Source organism: Ruegeria sp. YKSD163, from assembly GCF_059612905.1.
Genome location: NZ_JBXWRM010000006.1, coordinates 77504 through 100918 on the forward strand (window position 1 = coordinate 77504; position 23415 = coordinate 100918).

Genomic DNA, 23415 nt, shown 5'->3' on the forward strand with positions numbered 1-23415 from the left:
AAGCGTTAGCGCAACCGGGGCAAGTTTGCGCTAACACCTTCAAAATAAATCGGTTTTGCCCTTTCTGAGCGCGACAGTGCCGTCTATATGGCGGGACAAATTCACGTCTGCCGGAGTTTCACAATGACGATCAAGGTTGGTATCAACGGTTTTGGCCGCATCGGTCGTTGCACCCTGTCCCATATCGCAGCCTCGGGCCGCGACGATATCGAGGTGATCAAGGTCAACGCCACCGGCCCGCTGGAGACCGCCGCCCATCTGATCAAATATGACAGCGTGCATGGCCGTTTCCCGGGCGAGGTCAGCATCGGCGAAGGCACCATGAACCTGGGCCGGGGCGACATGCAGATGTTCTCGACCTATGACCTGAACGAGCTGGACTGGTCGGGCTGCGACGTGGTGCTGGAATGCACCGGCAAGTTCAACGATGGCGAAAAGGCCAAGGTGCATCTGGAGCGCGGCGCCAAGAAGGTACTGCTGTCCGCCCCAGGCAAGAACGTGGACAAGACCATCGTGTTCGGCGTCAATGACGACCAGCTGACCGCCGACGACACCATGATCTCGAACGGGTCCTGCACCACCAACTGCCTGGCGCCGCTGGCCAAGGTGCTGGACGAGGCCTTCGGCATCGAGCACGGCATCATGACCACGATCCACGCCTATACCGGCGACCAGCCGACGCTGGACCGCCGCCACAAGGACCTCTATCGCGCCCGTGCCGCCGCCATGTCGATGATCCCCACCTCGACCGGAGCTGCAAAGGCGCTGGGTGAGGTGCTGCCGAACCTCAAGGGCCGGCTGGACGGATCGGCGATCCGGGTGCCGACGCCGAATGTCTCGGCTGTCGACCTGACCTTCCGTGCGGGGCGCGACGTGACCGCCGACGAGGTGAACGCCGCTGTTGAGGCCGCAGCCAGCGGCCCGATGAAAGGCGTGTTGGGTTACGAGCCCGCGCCGCTGGTCTCGACCGATTTCAACCACACGCCCGAAAGCTCGATCTTTGCCCCCGACCAGACCCGCGTGGTGGAAAACCGCATGGTGCGCGTGCTGGCCTGGTATGACAACGAATGGGGCTTCTCGGTGCGTATGGCCGATGTGGCAGTGGCGATGGGCCGTCTGGGCTGATTTCCGCTGACCCTCTTGAGACAAGGCGCCCGCTCAGGTTATCTGGGCGGGCGTTTCTGTCGGAGCCGGGACATCATGACAAATCAGATCTCCATTTGGCTGGGTGTCATCCTGCTGGGCACGGTCATGCTGGATTTTGCGATGTTCGGCACCGAGCATATGCTGTTTCTGGGCAAGAAACTGTTCGAGTTGCTCGAATGGCTGGCCTTCTGGCGATAGGGCGCTCGCCGGACCGCCATGCGATCCGGATACCCGTTTGGCCCGGTTGCGGCCATTTCGTATCAAGTCATCAGGAAAAAACCGCAGCAGGCGGAACGCTTACGCCCTTCCCAACCGCTCCTTGAGGGCATCGTTGACCCTAGGTGGCACGAATTTCGACACGTCGCCCCCCAGCCGCGCGATTTCCTTCACCAGTTTCGAGGCAATCGCTTGACGGCGGGCATCGGCCATCAGGAACACGGTCTCGACACTGTCGTCCAGCGCGCGGTTCATGCCGACCATCTGGAACTCATATTCGAAATCGGCCACCGCGCGCAGGCCGCGCACGATGATCTGGGCGCCCACGTCGCGTGCACAGTCGATCAACAGATTCTCGAACGGATGTGCGACGATCTCGGTGCCGGTCTCGGCGCTGAGCGCGGCACATTCCGCCTCGATCATCGCGACCCGTTCTTCAAGCGTGAACAGCGGCCCCTTGTCGCGATTGATCGCCACACCGATCACCAGCTTGTCCACCAGCGCAGCGGCGCGACGGATGATATCGACGTGACCCAGAGTGATCGGGTCAAAGGTTCCGGGATACAAACCCACTCGCATCGGGGCCTCCTGCGCAATAATCTTGCTGCGCAAGCAAACATATCTCTGCCGCAGGTGCAAGCATTCCAACCTGCGGCAAAGCGCTGTTTGCGATTAGTGGCCCATGATCATGCCTTCGAGGGCGTTCTTCTCCATCGCCAGTTCAGCCAGTTGCGCCTTGACCACGTCGCCAAGAGTGACCAGGCCGACCAGCTTGCCCTCTTCGACCACGGGCATGTGGCGGAAGCGGCGCTCGGTCATCTGGGTCAGCACATCCTGTACCTTGGAATCACGGCCACATGTCACCAGATCCTTGGTCATGTAGGCGCTGACCGTTTCGCTCAAACAACCGCTGCCACTGGCGGCCAGTTCGCGCACGATATCACGCTCGGAGAGGATCCCCAGCGCCGTTTCGCCATCGTCCGAGACGACCACGGTGCCGATACGCTTCTCTGCCAGAATCGCGGCGGCCTCTGCCACGGTGGCCGCGGCGCTGACGGTCACGACCCCGTCACTGGCCTTGGACTTGAGAATGGCCTGAACGAGCATATGCAACACCTCCGAAATATCTCTTCATATTCAAAAGCGTTGCGCCATTGCGCCGCCCTGTCAAGATGTGGCGTCAGCCTCAAGCCGTGCTACCTCGTCGCGGATCCCACGCGTCAGCGCCTCGGCAAAGCGGTTTAGCCGCTCGCTGCGCTGGTCGCCCTGATGCCGGACCAGATAGAAAGAGCGCGTCAGACTGACCTGATCGGTCAGGATGCGCCGCAGATTGCCATGGAACGGCAGGGTGAAATCATGCGCCACGCAGATGCCCGACCCGTGCCCCGCCTGGCGCAGTTGCACCGAAACCGAATTCGAGGCCAGTGCCACCCGCTCGATCCCGATATCGTTGAGGTAATCCAGTTCGCGATCAAAGATCATGTCGGGGATATAGCCGATCATCCGGTGACCGCGCAGGTCGGCCAGCGTCTCGATGGGGGGATGCGTGCGCAGGTAGCGACGCGAGGCCACCATATGCAGCCGGTAATCGGTGATCCTCTGCACCAGCAGATGCCCCGCCGTGGGCGCGCTGACGGTGACGGCCATGTCCGCTTCGCGCCGCGACAGGTTGATGACACGCGGCAGGGCGAGGATCTGGATATCCAGTTCCGGATTCTCGTCGCTGATCTGGGCGCAGACCTGCGGCAAAAGGTAGTTGGCGCTGCCATCGGGCGCACCGATGCGGATCTGACCGGTCAGCCCCTCGGTGGTGCCGGCCAGCGCCTCCGAGGCGCTGCGCATCGCCGCCTCGGCCTGTTCGCCATGCGACAGCAGCCGCTCACCCGCCGCGGTCAGCGTGTAACCCTGCGGCGATTTGGCAAACAGCGGTGTATCATAGGCGGCTTCCAGCCGGGCGATGCGGCGCCCGACGGTGGCCGGATCAAGCTTCAGCTGGCGTCCCGCGCCCGACAGGCTCTCCTCGCGCGCAACCGCCAGAAACACCTTCATATCGTCCCAATGTGGATCCATCCCGCCCTCGTCGTTGCATTCTTGCAAAACGCTTTTGAAATCTTGCCTCTTTTCTCGGGATTTTCGCAAGCCTAAAGTGCCGCCAACCAACCCGGAGGAGATCCCATGCAGGAACTGACCCACTATATCAACGGCGAACATGTCAAAGGCACCTCGGGCCGCTTTGCCGATGTCTTCAACCCCGCCACCGGCGAAGTGCAAGCCAAGTGCCCGCTCGCCTCGACCGAGGAAATGGCCCGCGCGGTTGAAATCGCCGCTGCCGCCCAGCCCGCCTGGGCCGCCGTCAACCCGCAGCGCCGGGCGCGGGTGATGATGAAATTCGTCGACCTTCTGAACCGCGACATGGACAAGCTGGCCGAGGCGCTGAGCCGCGAGCACGGCAAGACCCTGCCCGACGCCGCAGGCGACGTGCAGCGCGGGCTGGAAGTGGTGGAATACTGCATCGGTGCCCCCCACATGCTGAAGGGCGAGTTCACCGACAGCGCCGGCCCCGGCATCGATATGTATTCCATGCGCCAGCCGCTGGGCGTCACCGCTGGTATCACTCCGTTCAACTTCCCCGCCATGATCCCGATGTGGATGTTCGCGCCCGCCATCGCCTGCGGCAACGCCTTCATCCTGAAACCGTCCGAGCGTGACCCGTCGGTGCCGCTGATGCTGGCCGAACTGATGGAAGAGGCCGGACTGCCCAAGGGCATCCTTCAGGTCGTCAACGGCGACAAGGAAGCGGTGGACGCGATCCTGTACAACCCTGTGATCCAGTCGGTGGGCTTTGTCGGCTCGACCCCGATCGCCGAATACATCTATGGCACCGGCTGCGCCCAGGGCAAGCGCGTGCAATGCTTCGGCGGCGCCAAGAACCACATGATCATCATGCCCGACGCCGATATGGACCAGGCCGCCGACGCGCTGGTGGGCGCCGGTTACGGCGCCGCGGGCGAACGCTGCATGGCCATTTCGGTTGCCGTGCCGGTGGGCGATGAGACCGCCGACCGCCTGATCGAGAAACTGGTGCCCCGCATCGAAAAACTGAAAGTCGGCCCCTATACCGCCGGTAAGGATGTCGACTACGGCCCCGTTGTCACCGCCGCCGCCAAGGAGAACATCCTGCGCCTGGTGAACTCGGGCGTGGAACAGGGCGCCAAGCTGGTGGTCGATGGCCGCGATTTCAGCCTGCAGGGCTACGAGGACGGCTTCTTTGTCGGCCCGCATCTCTTTGACCATGTCACCCCCGACATGGACATCTACAAGAAAGAGATCTTTGGCCCGGTCCTCAGCACCGTGCGCGCCAAGAGCTATGAAGAGGCGCTTGGCCTTGCCATGGACCACGAATACGGCAACGGCACAGCGATCTTTACCCGCGACGGCGACGCCGCGCGCGATTTCGCCAACCGGATCAATATCGGCATGGTCGGCGTCAACGTGCCGATCCCGGTGCCGCTGGCCTATCACACCTTCGGCGGCTGGAAGAAATCCGCCTTTGGCGACCTGAACCAGCACGGCCCCGACGCGTTCAAGTTCTATACCCGGACCAAGACCGTCACCGCCCGCTGGCCCTCGGGCATCAAGGAAGGCGGCGAATTCTCCATCCCCGTGATGGAATAAGCCCGGACAAGGAACGCCCCGGCCCCTGCGGACCGGGGCGTTTCCACCTCTGGACGGTCGCGTTCGGCGCGTCACGGCCCCGCTCAGGCGGCCTCGGCCAACCTTCCAGCGCAGGACCCCCTTCCTGTCGCTCTCGACTTATGACAAACGCGTGAGCAGCCGCGTTTCGACACAATCGGATACAGGTTTCCCCCTTTTCCATTGCACCGATTGCAGCAATATATCCTATGGCTAATCAGGCAGGAAAACCGGAGTTTCACATGTCCACCACCCGCATGACCCGCCGTGCAACCCTTCTCGGTGCCGCGGCAGCCCTTGCCGCGCCCGCACTCGCCCGCGCGCAGTCGACCGACGCTTTCCCGACAACCGAGACCGCAATTCGCGATCAGGTGCCCGTCCGGCGCAACATCTCCTCTTTCGCGCAGCAGAACTGGCAGGACCATTTCGAAAAACTCGGCGTCGGCTGCCTGCTGGCCGATATCACCAGCCGGGCAGTACATTACTGGGGCGCCGATGGCAGTTACAAGCTCTATCCATCCTCGGTCCCGATGACCGAGGAGCTGACCCGCCGCGGCTATACCGAGGTGGTGCGCAAGACGGTCAATCCCAGTTGGACGCCCACCGCATCGATGCGCGAGCGTGACCCGACCCTGCCGATCCGGATCGAGGGCGGCGAGGTCGGCAACCCGCTGGGCACCCGCGCCATGTATCTGACCTGGCCCGCCTATCTGGTGCATGGCACCCATGATACCCGCAAGATCGGACGGCAAAGCTCCTCGGGCTGCATCGGCCTCTACAACCAGCATGTCGAGGAACTTTACGAGTTGGTCCAGGTCGGCACCCAGGTCCGCCTGCTCTGACCCTTTCCTCTTGCCGCAAATATCCCGGGGTCCGGGGCAGCGCCCCGGGGCCTGCGCGGCCCGAGCGCAATACAAAAGCGTGCGCGCACCGCGCGCGCCTTTTGCTAACAGCCGGGCGCCAAATCCTAGAGCTTGCGGATCCACAGCGACTGCGCCCGGCCCTGGGCCAGAAACGGCAGCGCCTCGACCGCATCGGGACGCGCCCGTTGTAGATAGTAGCCGGGCCAGAGCAACTCGTAGCCGCCTGACTGCAACAGCGCATGCAACACATATTGCTCGCCCCAGGACGGGCAGTCGTAAAAGAAGCGCTTGGGATATTCATAGGGCAGGAACACATCGTGCACATGAATGACCACGCCCGGCGCCAGCGCCGGGATGATGCGACAGAACAGATGTGCCACATCATTGCTCATCCGTACCTGATGGCTTGAATCGATGAACAGCACATCGTCGGCCTCGAGCCCGGCGAATAGCGCCGGGTCCACCTCTTCCAGACGGGCCTGTTCGAAGTGGTCGACCACGCCCGCGATTTCGGCGCGCGGCCAGGGGTCGATCGCGGTGATCTCGGTCTCCAGCCCGCCATCCAGCACCGCCTGCCGCGTGATCCGGGTCGAGTTGCCGCAGCCCACCTCGATCACCCGGCGCGGCTGATAGCGGCGGATCATCAGGTACAGCGCTTCGGCATCGGGGGTGTCGTAATAGCCGTTGCCGCTGCGATATCCGGTCTGGTTGCGCGTCGGGTCGTGCAGGGCCGCCAGCGCGTCGGCATGCTGCGCGTAATCCTCGATCAGCGGTGCCAGATCGAAGGTCCGCATCCCGGGGCTCAGCGCATAGGCCGCCGTCTCCAGCCCGCCGCGCGCCTCGAAATCGGCCAGCCGGACCTGTTCCGCCTGCGCCTCGCGCGCATCGCTCAGCGCCACGCCCCAGCGTGACAACCATGCATTTGTCCGTGGAAATCTGCGTTTCTTCATCCCGTTGCCCCGCTCTGTCAGCCTGTCCCGGCCCGTTCCTTACCCGTCCCGGCGCGTCAGGCCAACGCCATTCCTGCTTGGCAAAGCCACCTGTTGCCTGTTCACTGGTCTGAAACCGGCAGTGGAGGGGTCATGCAAAAAGAATTCACACTCGGCATCGAAGAGGAATATCTGCTGGTCGACCGCGACAGCCTGCATCTGGCCGAGGCGCCCGAGGCGCTGATGGAAGCCTGTCAGGCCGATTGCGAAGGCCAGGTCAGCCCGGAATTCCTGCAATGCCAGATCGAGGTCGGCACCCGCCCCCATGCCACCATTGCCGCCGCGCGCGACGATCTGAAACGTCTGCGCGCCTGCGTCTCAAAACGGGCGGCCGAGCATAACCTGACCCCGATCGCGGTCTCCTGCCACCCGTTCGCCAGTTGGAAGGACCAGCACCACACTCGCAAGGAACGCTACGACGCGCTGCAACATGCGTTGGGCGGGGTGGCGCGGCGGATGCTGATCTGTGGCATGCATGTGCATATCGGGGTCGAGGACAAATCACTACGCGCCGATCTGATGCCACAGCTCAGCTATTTCCTGCCGCATCTGCTGGCGCTGTCGGCCTCGTCCCCCTTCTGGAACGGAGAGGATACCGGTCTGTCCTCTTACCGGCTGACCATCTTCGACAACCTGCCGCGCACGGGCCTGCCGCCCACATTTGCAAGTTGGGCGGAGTATGAACGCACCACGGGCATTCTGGTCGAACTGGGGGTAATCGAGGACACTACCAAGATCTGGTGGGACCTGCGCCCCTCACACCGGTTCCCGACGCTGGAGACGCGGATCATGGATGTTCAGCCCCGGCTGGAACATGCGCTGTCGCTGGCGGCGATGAACCAGGCGCTGATGCGGATGCTGTGCCGGTTGAAGGCGCGCAACCTGCGCTGGCGCCATTACGACCGGTTTCTGGTGGGCGAGAACCGCTGGCGCGCGCAGCGCTATGGCGTGGGCGAAGGGCTGATCGATTTCGGCGACCGCTCGCTCAAGCCGATGACGGTGCTGATGGACGAGCTGATGGGCATGCTGTCGGAAGATGCCGAGGCTCTCGGCACCCTGCCCGAGATCGCCCGGCTGCGCCAGATCGCCGAACATGGCAATTCGGCCACCCGACAACGCCGGGTCCATGCCGAGGCGCTGGCCCGGGGCGAGGATGCGGGGCGTGCCGTTGTGCGCCACCTGATCGAGGAGTTCCACGCGGATTTATAGTCGGAGGGGCGCTGCCCCTCTTGGCTTGCGGCCAATTCACCCCGGAGTATTTAAGGCAAAGTGAAAGTGCTTAGGGCGGCGCGCTTTGCATTTCTGCATAGGGTATTTGCGGCATTGACGCTTGATCGGATACCGGCGCGGCGGTAAGAAATAAACAACTGTTCAATTCTGCTGTCCTGCCGATGGAGGAAACGTCATGGATTTTGCACTGACCGAGGAACAGACCGCGATCTTCGACATGGCCCACGCATTCGGCCAGGACAATATCGCGCCTTATGCCCGGCAATGGGAGGCCGAGGGCACCATTCCCAAGGACCTGTGGCCGCAGGTGGGCGAGCTGGGTTTTGGCGGGCTTTACGTCTCCGAGGAGGCCGGCGGCGCCGGGTTGAGCCGGCTGGATGCCACCCTGGTGTTCGAGGCGCTGAGCATGGCCTGCCCTTCGGTCGCGGCCTTTCTGTCGATCCACAACATGTGCGCCAAGATGCTGGACAATTTCGCCAGCGACGAGTTGAAGGCGCGGGTGATGCCCGATGTTCTGTCGCTCAACACGGTGCTGAGCTATTGCCTGACCGAACCGGGGTCCGGCTCGGACGCGGCGGCGCTGAAGACGCGGGCGGAGAAGACCAACGAGGGCTATGTGCTCAACGGCACCAAGGCCTTCATCTCGGGCGGCGGCTATTCAGATGCTTATGTCTGCATGGTACGCACCGGCGAGGACGGGCCCAAGGGCATCTCGACCGTCTATGTCGAGGATGGCACGCCCGGCCTGAGCTTTGGCGCGCTGGAGCAGAAGATGGGGTGGAAGAGCCAGCCCACCGCCCAGGTGCAGTTCGATGATTGCAAGGTGCCCGCGGGCAACCTGGTCGGCGTCGAGGGCGACGGGTTCAAATACGCGATGATGGGGCTGGATGGCGGGCGGCTCAATATCGCCTCGTGCAGCCTGGGCGCGGCGCAGACGGCGTTGAACATGACGCTGCAATACATGGGCGAGCGCAAGGCCTTTGGCAAATCCATCGACCAGTTCCAGGCGCTGCAATTCCGGCTGGCGGATATGGAGATCGAATTGCAGGCCGCGCGCACCTTCCTGCGCCAGGCGGCGTGGAAGCTGGACAACAAGGCGCCCGATGCCACCAAGTTCTGCGCCATGGCCAAGAAATTCGTCACCGAGACCGGTTCCAAAGTGGTGGATCAGTGCCTGCAACTACATGGCGGTTACGGCTATCTTGCCGATTACGGCATCGAGAAGCTGGTGCGTGACCTGCGGGTGCACCAGATCCTGGAAGGCACCAACGAGATCATGCGGGTGATTGTCGCCCGCCACATGCTGGCCAACCGCTGAGGATCAGATGGCAGATATCGACATCCGGGTCACGGGACGCGCCGGGCGGATCACCCTGACCCGCCCGCAGGCGCTGAACGCGATGAGCTATGACATGTGCATGGCGATCGACGCGGCGCTCAGGAACTGGCGCGAGGACGATGATGTCGCGCTGGTGATCATCGACGCCGAGGGCGACAAGGCGTTCTGCGCCGGGGGTGACATTGCCGAGCTGTATGACACCGGCACCAAGGGCGATTACGGCTATGGTCGCACCTTCTGGCGCGACGAGTATCGCATGAATGCGATGATTTTCGAGTATCCAAAGCCGGTGGTGAGCTTCATGCAGGGCTTCACCATGGGTGGTGGAGTCGGCATCGGCTGTCACGGCTCGCACCGGGTGGTGGGCGAAAGCAGCAAGATCGCGATGCCCGAATGCGGCATCGGGCTGGTTCCGGATGTGGGCGGCACGCTGATGCTGGCGCTGGCGCCGGGGCGGCTGGGCGAATACCTGGGCACCACCGCCGGGCGGATGGGGCCGGATGACGCGATCCATGCCGGGTTTGCCGATCTTTTCATTCCGATGGGTGACTGGGGGGGGCTGATCGAGATGCTCGAGGCCTCGGGCGATCCGGCTGTGCTGGCCTCGCATACGCAGACACCGCCCCCGGGCGAGTTGCGCGCCATGCAGGCGGAGATCGACCGCCATTTCGGCGGCGAGACGTTGGGGGATATCCTGACCTCGCTCAAAGGCGATGGCGGAGAATTTTCGTCGAAAATTCTCGCCGGCCTCGAGCGGAATTCGCCGCTGTCCATGGCCTGCACGGTGGAGATGCTGCACCGGCTTCGCGGCGCGACGCTGAGCATCCGCAAGGCGCTGGAGCTGGAATACCGCTTCACCTATCGTGCGATGGACAAGGGCGATTTCCTGGAAGGGATCCGCGCTCAGATCATCGACAAGGATCGCAATCCGCGCTGGCAATATGCCGATCTGACGGTGCCCGCGGTGGCGGTTTCGGCCATGTTGCAGCCGCTGGGCGCCGAGGCGCTGACATTCGAGGAGGAATAGGCATGAAAATCGGTTTCATCGGTCTGGGCAATATGGGGGCGCCGATGGCGGCCAATCTGGCCAAGGCCGGTCACGAAGTGACCGGCTTTGACATGGCGCCGGTCGAGGTGGCGGGCGTGACCCGCGCGGCCAGCGCGGCCGAGGCCGCGCGCGGTGCCGATGTGGTGGTAACCATGCTGCCCAACGGCCAGATCCTGCGCGCGGTCGCGGCCGAAGTGATCCCGGCGATGACGGCTGGCGCGGCGCTGGTCGATTGTTCGACCGTCGATGTGGACAGCGCCCGCGCGGTGGCGGCTGATGCCGAGGCGGCTGGGCTCCTGGCGGTCGACGCGCCGGTCTCGGGCGGGATCGGTGGTGCGGCGGCGGGCACGCTGACCTTCATGGCGGGCGGCTCGGAGGCGGCCTTTGAAAAGGCCAAGCCTCTGTTTGACATCATGGGGCAGAAGGCCGTTCATTGCGGCGATGCAGGCGCCGGACAGGCCGCCAAGATCTGCAACAACATGATCCTGGGCGTGACCATGATCGCCACTTGCGAGGCCTTTGCGCTGGCCGACAAGCTGGGGCTGGACCGGCAGAAAATGTTCGACGTGGTTTCGACCTCGTCGGGCTATAGCTGGACGATGAACGCCTATTGCCCGGCACCGGGAGTGGGGCCGCAATCGCCCGCCGACAACGATTACAAGCCCGGTTTCGCCGCCGAACTGATGCTCAAGGATCTGCGGCTGAGCCAGCAGGCCGCCGGCAGCGCCGATGCGGATACGCCGATGGGTCAGCTGGCCGAGGCGCTATACGCCCGGTTCGTCGAGGAAGAGGATGGCAAGGGCATGGATTTCAGCGCCATGCTGCCCCGGTTCGAGAAACGCACACGGGGATAAGGGGCGCCGCCCCTCTTGGCCTGCGGCCAATTCACCCCGGGAGTATTTCTCACCAGAAAGAAGCCAGACCCCTCGGCACCCCTGCCGGCGGGTTTTCGCGTATCGATTTGCACAAAACCCGTTTTGACCTCATCTATTTCCCAGATCCGGCCAGTCGCCGGACGCAATCGGAAGGTAAACGCATGAAACGGATACTCCCGGGATTGCTTGTCCTGAGCCTGGCCCTGTCAGCCGCACCGGTGCTGGCCGGAAATGGCAATGGGAATGGCAAGGGCGCCCAGAAGGGCGAGAACAAGGTCAAGGTGACCCGCTCGGCCAACCCGGCCAACGCGGTGCACTGTCCGCCGGGCCTGGCGAAGAAGGCGGTGCCCTGTGTGCCGCCCGGACAGTTGAAGGCGCGCTATGGCATCGGCGACCGTATCGACGGGGATTATGTCTGGATCGACAACCCGTATCGCTATGGTCTGAAGCAGAATGGCTATTACGTTCGGGCGGGCGACTATGTGTATCAGGTCGATCGCGACACCCACAAGGTGCTGAACCTGATCGGTGCTGTGGCCGACATCCTGAACTGAGCGTCACGAGCGCACATAGTTCCGGCCCGTATCCGGGTCGGGACGATAATCCCAGGCGGTGCCGTTGCGCTGCATGGCGGCGTTGACCACCTGTTTGAGCGGCAGCCGCTCCCAGACCTCGCGCGCGATCCGCTCCAGATCGAAACTGCCGCCGGTGATCACCCGGTCAAGCCGCGCCTCGGTTTCGGCAAGGTCCGGCTCTCCGGCCCGGTTGTGCCATTCGCCCGGGTCCTCGGCCAGATTGTAGAGCTGCCGCGCCGAACCATGGCAATAATGATATTTCCAGTCGCCCAGCCGCACCATGAAACTGGGCCGCATGATGCCCTCGCCATGGTACTCCGAAACTATGGGTACGGTATCCAGCCCCTGCCCCCGCACCGCGCCCAGCAGGGATCGTCCCTCGAGCGGCGCGACCGGTGTCTGACCGGCCAACTCGATCAGCGTGGCGGGCAGGTCCAGCAGCGACACCGGCGTGTCGATCCGGCTGGGTGCCGCGCCGGGCAGGTCGATGATCAGCGGGATGCGTGCCGACCATTCATAGAGGCTGCGTTTCTGGATCAGCCCCTTTTCGCCCAGCATCTCGCCATGATCCGAAGTGACGATGATCACCGTCTCGTCGCGCTGGCCGGTCTCGTCCAGCACCTCGAGCAACGCACCGATCTTGTCGTCGACATAATGAGCCAGCGCCGCAAAGCCGCGCCGCATGGCGATCAGGTTCCGGGGGTCGCGAATCTCGTGGCCGCGCTGATGCAGGCCGTGCCAGCGCCGCAGCGCGTGATCGAAATCGGAATACCGCGCGTCCATGTCACCCGGATAGTCCGGCAGCGGGATGTCGGCGTCCTTGTACATCTCCCAATAGGGGCGCGGCACCACATAGGGCGGATGCGGGTTGGTAAAGGAGACGGTCAGCATCCAGGGCCTGTCCGGGGCGTGGCGCAGGTATTCCAGCGCCCGGAACTGGGTCTCCTCGTCAATTTGCAGCTCTTTCGACCAGCCGGGTCCGATATTCTCAGCCAGGTATTGCGGCGTGAAATCAAAGGCCTGGAAAGAGGCGTCCCCTTCGGGCGGCAGCGGATAGGACCACAGGAACCCCGAAGGGTAGATATCGGGGTTCAGGCGCCGCTGGAATCCGTGCAACTGGTCGGCGCCGATGAAATGCATCTTGCCCGACAGCACCGTTTCATAGCCCGCATTGGTCAGGTAATGGGCAAAGGTGGGAAGGAAACTGTGATAGGGATCGCCGTTGTCGTAGCAACCGGTGGTCGAGGTATACAGCCCAGTCATGAAACAGGATCGGGCCGGCACACAGATCGGGCTGGGCGTATAGGCATTGGTGAACTGCACCGCGCGGTCGGCCAGTCGGCTCAGATGCCGGGTGCGGGCACCGGTGCCACCGCAGGCCTCGAGCATGAAGGGCGTCATCTGATCGGCCATAACCAGCAGGATGTTGGGCCGTTTCCGCGTTGCCATCAGGCGTCCTTTCAACTCGGGAAGGGTCGCAAGCATCATGGACCGCCAAATGTGGCGGTGTCAGCAAGGAAGTTGACTTCCCACCCCCGTACTTACCAGGGGTTTTTCGGCCCCCGATCCTTGGACAGGCTATCCTGCCGGTCGCTCACCAGCGCCTCGATTGCATCGGCCAGATGGATGCGGTCGATATTGTAGTCACCGCGCGCCACCCGGATCCGGTGCGCGCGGATCAGCACATCGGCATGGGTGCAACCCACCGGCGGGTCGAACCGATAGCTGGCCAGTTCGATCAACAGACCCAGCGGATCCTTGAAATAGATCGAATCCATAAACCCCCGGTCGCGCGGGCCGGAATGCTCGATGCCGCGCTCGTCCAGACGTTCAACCGCCTGCCAGAACGTGGCCTGTGACACGTTGAAGGCGATGTGATGCACGCAGCCCGGATCGGTAGGCGTGCGGTCGGGCGTTCCCTTGCGCGTCTCGTTGGTGAAGACGGTGATCAGGCGCCCGTCGCCGGGGTCGAAATAGACATGGCCCTCGTCCGGATTGTCGAGATTGGGTTGGTCGAACACGAAGGGCATGCCCAGTACCCCCTCCCAGAAGTCGATGGTGCTCTGCCGGTCGGCGCCGGTCAGGGTGATGTGATGTACGCCCTGGGTCTGCAACTTGCGCATTGTCGTCCTCCTCTGATCCCCGGTCAAAGCATAGCGCAATGGCTCGGTGTCTCAATCTCCGGGCGTTGCATTCCCCCAGAGCACCTGTACCGCGTGCCGGGTGGCGTCATCGGCGGGAAAGAACATCTCGATCCTGAGTTCGGACATGGCGATGTCGCCAGTGGCGCCGAACTGGGTGATCGTGGTGAAGAAGGAAAGCGCCGCCGCCCCCAGCCTGTAACGCGCCGGGATCACGGCGGGCATCGGAGCATCGACGGCGCCCGGCTGTTGCGCGACCCGTTCCGCCAACCGGGCCACCGCCTGTTCCAGCACCGGGTCCTGCCCAAAATGCGCAAGCTCGGTGCGCAGGCGCGTCAGGCTCAGCCGTTCGATCTCGGCCCGGTTCTCCAGCGCTGCCGCCAGCGCGGGATTGTCCAGAAGCGCGTCGATCAGACTGTCCCCCGCCCCCAGCCCGGTGGCGGCAAACATCGCCTGGGCAGGGTGGTTCATCGCCTTGAGGCACCAGTGCCGGTCTACCGCCATCGCTGGATAGGGCGCGTGGCGGGACAGCATCCAGTCCACCGCCTGCGTCAGCGGCGCCATTTCGGGCGCATCACCTGCCCGGTTGTGATAGGCAGGCGCCAGCCCCGCCGATGTGAGCCAGCGGTTGCGGGCGCTGCCGGGCACCTCCAGCTCGTCACAGAGCCGCAGCACCATGCCCCGGCTGGGTCGGGCACGCCCGGTTTCCAGAAACGAGATGTGGCGGGGCGAGACCCCGGCGGAGAGGCCCAGATCCATCTGGCTCATCCGGCGCAACTGGCGCCATTCCCGTAGTACAACTCCGAATGTATCCGTCATCCCTGCCCTCCGCTTGTCCCAGCATAGGGGATCGGGTGCGGATTTCACTTACCCCTCAGGTAATTGTTTTGCCGCGATGTGTGGTGGCAGGCTGACCCCAGCATCAGAAATGGAGAGTTGAGATGACCCATGATCGCGCCACCCGCCTGTTGTCGCTCGCCGCTGTTGTCAGCGCGCTGTTCGGGCTGGCGATGTTCGCCACCATCGCGCTGGACCAGCGCGCGCCCTTCGAAATGTTCCTGGACCTTGCCATATTGCCGCTGGACGGGGCAGACCGGCTGGACAGCGCCGCCGTGCGGTTGATGACCTCGATCAGCGGCGGTTTGCTGGTCGGGCTGGGCGTGATGATCTGGCAGGTGGTGCGCGACGTCTATGCCCGCGACGCCGAGACTGGCGGGCGGATCATCCTGCGCGGGGTGCTGGCCTGGTTCGTGATCGACAGCGCCGGATCGGTGCTGGCCGGGGCCGCGTTCAACGTGGTGATGAACAGCGGGTTTCTGGCCCTGTTCCTGGTGCCGCTGCTGCTGGCACGGCAGGCGCGGGCGCATCCTGCCTGAGCGCACCCGGGGTAGCGGCGGTTATTCCGCCGCCACTCTTTCGGGGTTGAGCATCGGTTTCAGGTAGCGCCCGGTGTGGCTGCGCTCGCTTGCGGCCACATCCTCGGGCGTGCCCTCGGCCACGATCATGCCGCCGCCATCGCCGCCTTCGGGGCCGATGTCGATGATCCAGTCGGCGGTTTTTACCACGTCCAGATTGTGTTCGATCACCACCACCGTGTTGCCCTGTTCGACCAGCTCATGCAGCACTTCGAGCAGTTTGCGCACATCCTCGAAATGCAGGCCGGTGGTGGGTTCATCGAGAATATAGAGCGTGCGCCCGGTCGAGCGGCGGCTGAGTTCCTTGCTGAGCTTCACCCGCTGCGCCTCGCCGCCCGAAAGCGTCGTGGCCTGCTGGCCGACCTTGATATAGCCGAGACCGACGCGCGACAGCGCGTCCATCTTTTCGCGGATCGACGGCACCGCCTTGAAGAACTCCTGCGCGTCTTCCACAGTCATATCAAGCACATCGGCGATGCTCTTCCCTTTGAACTTCACCTCCAGCGTCTCGCGGTTATAGCGCGCGCCCTTGCAGGTTTCGCAGGTGACATAGACGTCGGGTAGGAAGTGCATCTCGATCTTGATGACGCCGTCGCCCTGGCAGGCCTCACACCGGCCACCCTTGACGTTGAAGCTGAACCGCCCCGGCTTATAGCCGCGCGCCTTGGCCTCGGGCAAGCCCGCGAACCAGTCGCGGATGGGCGTGAAGGCGCCGGTATAGGTGGCGGGGTTTGACCGCGGGGTGCGCCCGATGGGGCGCTGGTCGATGTCGATCACCTTGTCGAGGAACTCGAGCCCCTTGATGGTTTCGCAGGGCGCGGGCGTCTGACGGGCGCCGTTGAGGCGCATGCTGGCGGTCTTGAACAGGGTCTCAATGGTCAGCGTCGATTTACCTCCGCCGGAAACACCGGTGACACAGACGAATTTGCCCAGCGGGAAATCTGCGGTGACCTCGCGCAGGTTGTTGCCCGTCGCCTTGACCACCGTCAGCTTTTTGCCGTTGCCCGGGCGGCGCTCGGCCGGGACCGATATCTCGCGGCTGCCCGACAGGTATTGCCCGGTGACCGAGGCCGCATCGGCGGCGATCTGGGCGGGCGTGCCGTGGCTGACCACCTGCCCGCCATGCACGCCCGCACCGGGGCCGATATCAAAGACGTAATCGGCCTCGCGGATCGCTTCCTCATCATGTTCGACCACGATCACCGTATTGCCCTGATCCCGCAGGTTCTTGAGCGTCGTCAGCAGGCGGTCATTGTCACGCTGGTGCAAACCGATGGACGGCTCGTCAAGCACATAGAGCACACCGGTGAGGCCGGAACCGATCTGGCTGGCCAATCGGATGCGCTGGCTTTCGCCGCCCGACAACGTGCCACTTGAACGTGACAGCGTAAGATATTCCAATCCAACGTTATTCAAGAAACCAAGCCGCTCGCGGATTTCCTTGAGGATGGCCCGGGCGATCTCGTTTTTCTGGGCGCTCAGCGCAGCGGGCGCGGTGTCGATCCAGGCATAAGCCTCCTTGATCGACATCTGCACCACCTGACCCACATGCAGACCCGCGATCTTGACCGCCAGCGCCTCGGGTTTCAGCCGGAAGCCACCGCAGGCACCGCAGGGCCGGTTGTTCTGGTATTGCTCGAACTCTTCGCGGATCCAGTTGCTGTCGGTCTCGCGATAGCGGCGCTCCATGTTGGGAATGACGCCTTCGAAACTGCGGGTGACCTGATAGACGCGGCCGCCCTCGTCATAGCGGAACTGGATTTCCTCGTCGCCGGAGCCGCGCAGGAACACCTGCTGCACCTTCTCGGGCAGATCCTTCCACGGGGTGTTCTTGTCGAACTGGTAATGGCGGGCGATGGCCTCGATGGTTTGCAGGAAATAGGGCGACTTGCCCTTACGCCAGGGCGCCAGCGCGCCGTCATAGACTTTGAGGCTCTGGTCTGGCACCACGAGGCGTTCGTCAAAGAACAGCTCGACCCCCAGGCCGTCGCATTTGGGACAGGCGCCATAAGGCGCGTTGAACGAGAACAGGCGGGGTTCGATCTCGGGGATGGTGAAGCCCGAGACCGGACAAGCAAAGTTTTCCGAAAAGGTGATGCGCTCGGGCTCGCCCTCGCTGGGCGCGGTCTCTAGAATCGCGATGCCCGAGGCGAGATCGAGCGCGGTGCGCAGGCTGTCGGCCAGCCGGGTCTCCAGCCCCTCGCGCACCACGATGCGGTCGACCACCACGTCGATATCGTGGCGGAACTTCTTGTCGAGCGTCGGCGGTTCGTCCAGCTCATAGAACTGGCCGTCGACCTTGACCCGCTGAAAGCCCTGCTTGCGCAGTTCCAGGAATTCCTTGCGGTATTCGCCCTTGCGGTCGCGCACGATGGGGGCCAGCAGATAGCCGCGCGTGCCCTCCTCCATCGCCATGATCCGGTCGACCATGTCCTGCACCTGCTGCGCCTCGATGGGCTGACCGGTGGCCGGGCTATAGGGCGTGCCCGCGCGCGCGAACAACAGCCGCATATAGTCATAGATCTCGGTCACCGTACCCACGGTCGAGCGGGGGTTTTTCGAGGTGGTCTTCTGCTCGATGGAAATCGCCGGGGAAAGACCGCTGATATGGTCCACATCCGGCTTTTCCATCATGTCCAGAAACTGGCGCGCATAGGCCGACAGGCTTTCGACATAGCGTCGCTGCCCTTCGGCATAGATCGTGTCAAAGGCCAGGCTCGACTTGCCCGAGCCGGAAAGGCCGGTGATCACCACCAACTGATCGCGCGGAATATCCACGTCGATCCCTTTGAGATTATGCTCGCGCGCGCCGCGTACCTCGATGAACTTCTGCTCAGCCATGAACTGCCCTCGGACCCAATGCCACAGAGATAGGCGAAGCGCCGTGAGTCTCCAACCCGATTAACGGAACGTAAAGGGAACAAATGTCAGATGCAAAGGTTTTGGCGTTGCATTCAATGTATTGAATGTTAAATTGGCGAAACCCGCAACCACTCGGACAGGTTCCAGATGTTCTTTTTCCGCAAACACGCCCCGTCGGGACTCAGCGTCAGCGAGGCGGTCGACGCGGCCAACCGCGGTGACCTGCTGCTGATCGACGTGCGCGAGGCGGGGGAACTGGCCGCCACCGGCAAGGCCGCCGGCGCCCTGCACATCCCGCTGATGCGCCTGTCGGACAGAGCCGACCGCCGCCATCCGGAGTTCGAGCCGCGCCTGAAGGATGCGGCGCGGATCGCGGTCTATTGCGCCTCGGGCGGACGTTCGGCCCGGGCGCGTAAGCTGTTGCTGGGCCTGGGTTATCCCGAAGTCCATAATCTGGGCGGTCTCGGACATTGGGCCCGCGCGGGCGGCCGGATCGAGCGCGCCTGACAGGCGTCAGGTCTTGCGGGCAATCGCCCAGGCGCAGATCGGAAAATTCGGATCGTTGTCCAGCGGATCGGTCTCGGGACGGTATTCCGGGGGCCAGGGCGTTTCGAGATTGCGCAAGGCCGCATGGCGATTGCCCCATTGCTCGGCCCTAATCTCACCCTCGGCAAAGCCGCATTCAATCAGGAAATTCCGCAAGCCCCGCGCCGACCAGCGCGAATTGTCCATGGGCGCCGCGTGAAACGGAACAAAGAACGGCACCGCCAGCCAGAAATGCCCGCCCGGTCGCAGCATTTCCAGCACGTTCAGCGTCGCCTCATAAGGCCGGTCCAGATGTTCCCAGACCTGATTGGCCAGAATCAGGTCGAATTGCTCGATCTCCCCGGCCTCGTCGCAATAGGGCCCGGCACATATGTCGTATTCGGGATAGATGAAGCGGCGATAGCTGCGGAACGGGAACTGCTGCCCCCATTTTCCCGAAATCTCGGCAACCTCCAACCCCTCGGGGCCTAGGTCACGGATCATCCGGCGGCTCGACCGTGCCATTGCGATACGGTTCAGACTGGCCACGCGTTCCTCCTGTTGTCCGGGACAGGTAAGCAGCCCCTACGCGGCCCGTCCAGACGCTATTGCTCCACGCATCGCACAAAAGCGCCGGAGGGCTGCGTTTTTCCCCTTTCGACCCGCCCGACAGATCGTAATCTGCCGCAGTGCGACGGAATTTCGCGTGGAAAATTCGCTTTGTAGACGAGGTTTTGAATGAAAAGAATTGGACTGACCGCGTTGACGCTGTGCCTTTCCGCCCCCCTTGCCGCCCAGGAGCACCCTTCGGCCATTCTGGTTCTCGACGGGTCCGGCTCGATGTGGGGGCAGATCGAGGGCAAGGCCAAGATCGACATAGCCCGCGACGTGGTAAATGACCTGCTTGGCAATCTTCCCGCCGAACAGCCACTGGGGCTGACCGTTTACGGTCACCGGCGCAAGGGCGACTGTGCGGATATCGAAACGCTGGTGCCCCCCGCACCCGGCAACCGGGCGGCCATCACCGGCGCTGTGCAGGGGCTGAAGCCCAAGGGCAAGACGCCGATGCTCGAGGCGGTGCGGCAGGCTGCCGAAGCGCTGCGCTATACCGAGGAGAAGGCCACCGTGATCCTGGTCTCGGACGGGGTCGAGACCTGTGACGCCGATCCCTGCGCCACCGCTGCCGCGCTGGAGGCGGCGGGCGTCGATTTCACCGCCCATGTCGTGGGGTTCGATATCGACGATCCGCAGGCGCTGGCGCAGATGCAATGCCTGGCGGACCAGACCGGCGGCACCTTTTACAGCGCCTCGAACGCTGACGAGTTGGGTGCCGCCCTGACCGCCGCCGCCACGGTAAAGCCTGACCCCGCGCCCGGCCCCGCCCGGCTGATCTATTCCGCGACCGAGTCCTATGGCAGCACCTTTCGCGAGGTGGAAGTGGTATGGGAAGTGTTCACCGAAGATGGCGCACAGGCCATGGATGCGACCCAGGGGATGAGCGGCGAGGCCGAGCTGCCCCCCGGCACTTACCTGGTCCGCGCCCTGCGCCTGTCGGATGAGACAGTCGAGGAACGCCGGGTCACCCTGAAACCCGGCGGGCGCGAGGGGGTCGAGATCGTCTTTGCCGAAACGCTGCCCGCCGCCACCCTCTCGGCGCCTGCCAGTGGGATGGCGGGCGGCATGGTCGAGGTGACCTGGACCGGCCCGGATGGCGAGGGCGATTATCTGACCGCCGGTCCGGTGGGGGCGAACGACGCCAGCTATCTGACCTTTGAATATACCGCCAAGGGCAACCCGCTGCCGCTGCGCCTGCCAGTGGAACCGGGCGAATATGAGATCCGCTATGTGCTGGCGGACGGGATCCAGACGCTGGCCCGCCTGCCGATCACGGTGAGCGAGCGCAGTTTCTCTCTGGATGCACCAGGCACTGCCCCGGCGGGCAGTCTGGTGCAGGTGGAATGGTCGGGCGGCGGCTTTGACGAGGATTTCCTGACCGTGGCCAAGCTGGACGCCAGCAGCGATGGCAACGATTACCTGACCTATGCCTATGTGCGCGACGGCAACCCCGTGGGGCTGCGGATGCCGCTGGAACCCGGCGCATATCAGCTGCGCTATGTGGTGGGTCAGGACAGTTCGGTGGCCGTGAGCCAGCCCATCACGGTGACTGACCTGAGCGTGACGCTGGAAGCGCCTGACCGGGTGGCGGCGGGCAGCTTGGTGGCGATGAGTCATACCGGCCCGGCCTATGACGGGGACTATGTTACCTTTGTCACCCCGGAGGCGGGCGTGCTGGACTATCTCGGTTATGCCTATGCCAGCGATGGTGCGACGGTGCAGGTGCAGGCCCCGGACACGCCCGGCACCTACGAGCTGCGCTATGTCTCGACCGTCGCGGACGCGCGTATCCTGGCCCGCCGCACGGTGGTGGTCGAGTAAGAAAAACCCTCGCCCGGCAACGCTGGGCAAGGGTTATATCTTCCACAGAAACGACTGATCTTACATATGAATGACGCGACCGTAAGCGTCCAGAACGCTTTCGTGCATCATCTCGCTCAGCGTCGGGTGCGGGAAGACCGTGTGCATCAGGTCCTCTTCGGTGGTCTCCAGCTGGCGTCCCACCACATAGCCCTGGATCATCTCGGTCACCTCGGCCCCGACCATATGAGCGCCCAGCAGTTCGCCGGTCTTGGCGTCGAAGATGGTCTTGACCATGCCTTCGGCCTCACCCAGTGCAATCGCCTTGCCGTTGCCGATAAAGGGGAAGCGGCCGACCTTGATGTCGTATCCCAGCTCCTTGGCCTTGGCCTCGGTATAGCCGACCGATGCCACCTGCGGGTGGCAATAGGTGCAGCCTGCGATGCTTTCGGGTTTGACCGGGTGGGCATGTTTGCCCGCGATCAGCTCGGCCACCATCACGCCCTCGTGGCTGGCCTTGTGCGCCAGCCAGGGCGCGCCGGCGATATCGCCGATGGCATACAGCCCCTCGACCCCGGTCCGGCAATAGGCGTCGGTCACCACATGGCTGCGGTCGATCTTGACCCCCAGCGCTTCGAGCCCGAGATTTTCCACATTGCCGACGATACCCACGGCAGAGATCACGGTGTCGAATTCCAGTTTCTCGACCTTGCCGCCGGTCTCGATATGGGCAGTGACCTTTCCCTTGGCGCGGTCCAGCTGCTTGACCATGGATTTCTCCATGATCTTCATGCCTTGCTTGACAAAGCTCTTCTTGGCAAAGGCGCTGATTTCGGCGTCTTCGACCGGCAGCACGCGGTCCATCACCTCGACCACGGTCGTGTCGGCGCCCAACGTGTTGTAGAAGCTGGCGAATTCGATGCCGATGGCGCCCGAGCCGATCACCAGCAGTTTCTTGGGCATCCGCACCGGTTGCAGCGCGTGCTTGTAGGTCCAGACCAGATCGCCATCCGCCTCGAGCCCCGGCAGTTCGCGCGCACGGGCTCCGGTGGCCAAGACGATATTCCTGGCGGTCAGGTCCTGGGTGCCCTTGTCGGTCTTGACCGAGACCTTACCCTTGGCCGGGATCGTCGCCTCTCCCATCACCACATCAATCTTGTTCTTCTTCATCAGATGGCCGATGCCACCCGAAAGCTGCTTGGCCACCCCGCGCGAGCGTTTCACCACCGCGTCGAGGTCATAGCCGATATTGTCGGCCTTCAGCCCGAATTCCTTGGCGCGCTCCATCAGGTGGAACACTTCGGACGAGCGCAACAGCGCCTTGGTCGGGATGCAGCCCCAGTTGAGGCAGATGCCGCCGAGATGCTCGCGCTCGACCACACAGGTCTTGAGCCCCAGCTGCGCCGCGCGGATGGCAGCCACATAGCCCCCCGGTCCGGCACCGATTACAATCACGTCATAGGATTTTTCAGCCATGTTCTTCCCTCGGCCAGACCCGCTCTGAAAACTAGTTTACCATTAAACTAATTTTTTGCACACATCAACAGTCCTCCTCCGCGACAAATGTGACGCAGGGACAGCGGCGATACACCCGCCATGCCAGCCTATACCGGCACCTGTCTTTGCGCTAGAACCGAGGGCAGGACCGGCGATGTGGAGAGCGGACGTGAAGAAAACCCTCAAGGACCTGTTTCTGGCATTTCTGAATGCAACGCTGATCCTGGTGGCGCTTTGCCTGTTCCTGGGCTGGCGGATGATGGCGACCGTGGACACGGTAAGTGAGCGCGTTTCCGCCGGGATCGCCGAGCTGGCACCGTTGCGGGATGAGGTCGCCGGGGTTCGGGCCGAGCTTTCCGGCCTCCGCGCCGATCTGGGCGCCGCACAGGGCACAGAGGCGGCAGAGCGGCTTAATAACCGCCTCGATGCGCTGGAAACGCGCCTTGACGGGATGCAGGCGCGGATGGCCAATCTGGCCACCCTGCCCGATCAATTGCTGGATCGCGCCTTCGAGACCGCTGCCGACCGTCTGGTACGCGGACTTTCGGACCTTCGCGGCTGCAAGCCGGCGTCGGACGGCGCCTGA

General features: G+C 63.6%; 23 protein-coding genes. 13 read left to right on the forward strand and 10 right to left on the reverse strand.

Going from position 1 to position 23415, the window contains the following annotated elements:
* Positions 1–123 precede the first annotated feature (123 nt).
* Both gap and AC2FNA_RS10000 read left to right on the forward strand, forming a co-directional pair.
* A complete protein-coding gene (gene gap, locus AC2FNA_RS09995; protein ID WP_496826118.1) occupies positions 124–1125 on the forward strand; it encodes a type I glyceraldehyde-3-phosphate dehydrogenase in 1002 nt (333 codons plus the stop codon).
* Between the two features lie 75 nt (positions 1126–1200).
* Positions 1201–1344 (forward strand): hypothetical protein, encoded by a 144-nt coding sequence (locus tag AC2FNA_RS10000; protein WP_044028316.1) that lies wholly within the window; start codon positions 1201–1203, stop codon positions 1342–1344.
* A 99-nt stretch (positions 1345–1443) separates the two neighbouring features.
* On the opposite strand, the gene coaD is transcribed toward AC2FNA_RS10000, so the two are convergent.
* The 3 genes from coaD to AC2FNA_RS10015 form a co-directional block, all read right to left on the reverse strand.
* The gene (gene coaD, locus AC2FNA_RS10005) at positions 1444–1941 is read right to left on the reverse strand and encodes a pantetheine-phosphate adenylyltransferase (RefSeq protein ID WP_234143985.1); all 498 of its coding nucleotides are present in this window, start codon (positions 1939–1941) and stop codon (positions 1444–1446) included.
* Between the two features lie 93 nt (positions 1942–2034).
* Positions 2035–2469 carry a CBS domain-containing protein gene (locus tag AC2FNA_RS10010; RefSeq protein WP_234136924.1) on the reverse strand — a complete coding sequence of 145 codons (435 nt, stop codon included), beginning with the start codon at positions 2467–2469 and terminating at the stop codon, positions 2035–2037.
* Positions 2470–2529: 60 nt separating this feature from the next.
* Positions 2530–3432 carry a LysR family transcriptional regulator gene (locus AC2FNA_RS10015; RefSeq protein WP_496826121.1) on the reverse strand — a complete coding sequence of 301 codons (903 nt, stop codon included), beginning with the start codon at positions 3430–3432 and terminating at the stop codon, positions 2530–2532.
* A gap of 105 nt (positions 3433–3537) precedes the next feature.
* Between AC2FNA_RS10015 and AC2FNA_RS10020 the strand changes: the two genes are divergently transcribed.
* Both AC2FNA_RS10020 and AC2FNA_RS10025 read left to right on the forward strand, forming a co-directional pair.
* Complete coding sequence (locus tag AC2FNA_RS10020) at positions 3538–5037, forward strand: CoA-acylating methylmalonate-semialdehyde dehydrogenase (RefSeq protein ID WP_234136926.1); 1500 nt, start codon at positions 3538–3540, stop codon at positions 5035–5037.
* A 260-nt stretch (positions 5038–5297) separates the two neighbouring features.
* Positions 5298–5897 (forward strand): L,D-transpeptidase, encoded by a 600-nt coding sequence (locus tag AC2FNA_RS10025; protein WP_496826123.1) that lies wholly within the window; start codon positions 5298–5300, stop codon positions 5895–5897.
* Between the two features lie 125 nt (positions 5898–6022).
* Here the strand turns inward: AC2FNA_RS10025 and AC2FNA_RS10030 are convergent, their stop codons facing one another.
* Positions 6023–6832: a class I SAM-dependent methyltransferase gene (locus tag AC2FNA_RS10030; protein ID WP_496826125.1), complete on the reverse strand. Its 810-nt coding sequence runs from the start codon at positions 6830–6832 to the stop codon at positions 6023–6025.
* A 168-nt stretch (positions 6833–7000) separates the two neighbouring features.
* On the opposite strand from AC2FNA_RS10030, the gene AC2FNA_RS10035 reads away from it, so the two are divergent.
* The 5 genes from AC2FNA_RS10035 to AC2FNA_RS10055 all read left to right on the forward strand — a co-directional run bounded on the left by AC2FNA_RS10035 (position 7001) and on the right by AC2FNA_RS10055 (position 11953).
* Complete coding sequence (locus tag AC2FNA_RS10035) at positions 7001–8116, forward strand: carboxylate-amine ligase (protein WP_496826127.1); 1116 nt, start codon at positions 7001–7003, stop codon at positions 8114–8116.
* Between the two features lie 196 nt (positions 8117–8312).
* A complete protein-coding gene (locus AC2FNA_RS10040; RefSeq protein ID WP_496826128.1) occupies positions 8313–9455 on the forward strand; it encodes an acyl-CoA dehydrogenase family protein in 1143 nt (380 codons plus the stop codon).
* A gap of 7 nt (positions 9456–9462) precedes the next feature.
* A complete protein-coding gene (locus AC2FNA_RS10045; RefSeq protein WP_496826130.1) occupies positions 9463–10503 on the forward strand; it encodes an enoyl-CoA hydratase/isomerase family protein in 1041 nt (346 codons plus the stop codon).
* A gap of 2 nt (positions 10504–10505) precedes the next feature.
* Complete coding sequence (mmsB, locus tag AC2FNA_RS10050) at positions 10506–11378, forward strand: 3-hydroxyisobutyrate dehydrogenase (protein WP_496826132.1); 873 nt, start codon at positions 10506–10508, stop codon at positions 11376–11378.
* A 182-nt stretch (positions 11379–11560) separates the two neighbouring features.
* Positions 11561–11953: a hypothetical protein gene (locus AC2FNA_RS10055; protein ID WP_496826134.1), complete on the forward strand. Its 393-nt coding sequence runs from the start codon at positions 11561–11563 to the stop codon at positions 11951–11953.
* A 3-nt stretch (positions 11954–11956) separates the two neighbouring features.
* On the opposite strand, the gene AC2FNA_RS10060 is transcribed toward AC2FNA_RS10055, so the two are convergent.
* From AC2FNA_RS10060 to AC2FNA_RS10070, 3 genes are all read right to left on the reverse strand, one after another.
* On the reverse strand, positions 11957–13423 hold the full coding sequence (locus AC2FNA_RS10060) for a sulfatase-like hydrolase/transferase (protein ID WP_496826135.1): 1467 nt from the start codon (positions 13421–13423) through the stop codon (positions 11957–11959).
* 92 nt (positions 13424–13515) lie between these two features.
* Entirely contained in the window at positions 13516–14097 is a 582-nt protein-coding gene (locus tag AC2FNA_RS10065; protein ID WP_496826137.1) for a VOC family protein, read from the reverse strand.
* A 51-nt stretch (positions 14098–14148) separates the two neighbouring features.
* Positions 14149–14934: an MmyB family transcriptional regulator gene (locus AC2FNA_RS10070; protein ID WP_496826139.1), complete on the reverse strand. Its 786-nt coding sequence runs from the start codon at positions 14932–14934 to the stop codon at positions 14149–14151.
* Positions 14935–15056: 122 nt separating this feature from the next.
* Here AC2FNA_RS10070 and AC2FNA_RS10075 point away from each other — a divergent pair, with 122 nt between their 5' ends.
* Positions 15057–15491 carry an excinuclease ABC subunit A gene (locus AC2FNA_RS10075; RefSeq protein WP_496826141.1) on the forward strand — a complete coding sequence of 145 codons (435 nt, stop codon included), beginning with the start codon at positions 15057–15059 and terminating at the stop codon, positions 15489–15491.
* A gap of 21 nt (positions 15492–15512) precedes the next feature.
* Here AC2FNA_RS10075 and uvrA read toward each other — a convergent pair whose 3' ends face one another.
* The gene (gene uvrA / locus AC2FNA_RS10080) at positions 15513–18371 is read right to left on the reverse strand and encodes an excinuclease ABC subunit UvrA (RefSeq protein ID WP_496826143.1); all 2859 of its coding nucleotides are present in this window, start codon (positions 18369–18371) and stop codon (positions 15513–15515) included.
* Between the two features lie 168 nt (positions 18372–18539).
* On the opposite strand from uvrA, the gene AC2FNA_RS10085 reads away from it, so the two are divergent.
* A complete protein-coding gene (locus AC2FNA_RS10085; protein WP_496826145.1) occupies positions 18540–18899 on the forward strand; it encodes a rhodanese-like domain-containing protein in 360 nt (119 codons plus the stop codon).
* 6 nt (positions 18900–18905) lie between these two features.
* Here the strand turns inward: AC2FNA_RS10085 and AC2FNA_RS10090 are convergent, their stop codons facing one another.
* Positions 18906–19466 (reverse strand): methyltransferase domain-containing protein, encoded by a 561-nt coding sequence (locus AC2FNA_RS10090; protein WP_496826147.1) that lies wholly within the window; start codon positions 19464–19466, stop codon positions 18906–18908.
* Positions 19467–19655: 189 nt separating this feature from the next.
* Here AC2FNA_RS10090 and AC2FNA_RS10095 point away from each other — a divergent pair, with 189 nt between their 5' ends.
* On the forward strand, positions 19656–21353 hold the full coding sequence (locus AC2FNA_RS10095) for a vWA domain-containing protein (protein WP_496826149.1): 1698 nt from the start codon (positions 19656–19658) through the stop codon (positions 21351–21353).
* 60 nt (positions 21354–21413) lie between these two features.
* Here the strand turns inward: AC2FNA_RS10095 and lpdA are convergent, their stop codons facing one another.
* The gene (gene lpdA, locus AC2FNA_RS10100) at positions 21414–22808 is read right to left on the reverse strand and encodes a dihydrolipoyl dehydrogenase (RefSeq protein ID WP_496826151.1); all 1395 of its coding nucleotides are present in this window, start codon (positions 22806–22808) and stop codon (positions 21414–21416) included.
* A 190-nt stretch (positions 22809–22998) separates the two neighbouring features.
* On the opposite strand from lpdA, the gene AC2FNA_RS10105 reads away from it, so the two are divergent.
* Positions 22999–23415 (forward strand): hypothetical protein, encoded by a 417-nt coding sequence (locus AC2FNA_RS10105; RefSeq protein WP_496826153.1) that lies wholly within the window; start codon positions 22999–23001, stop codon positions 23413–23415.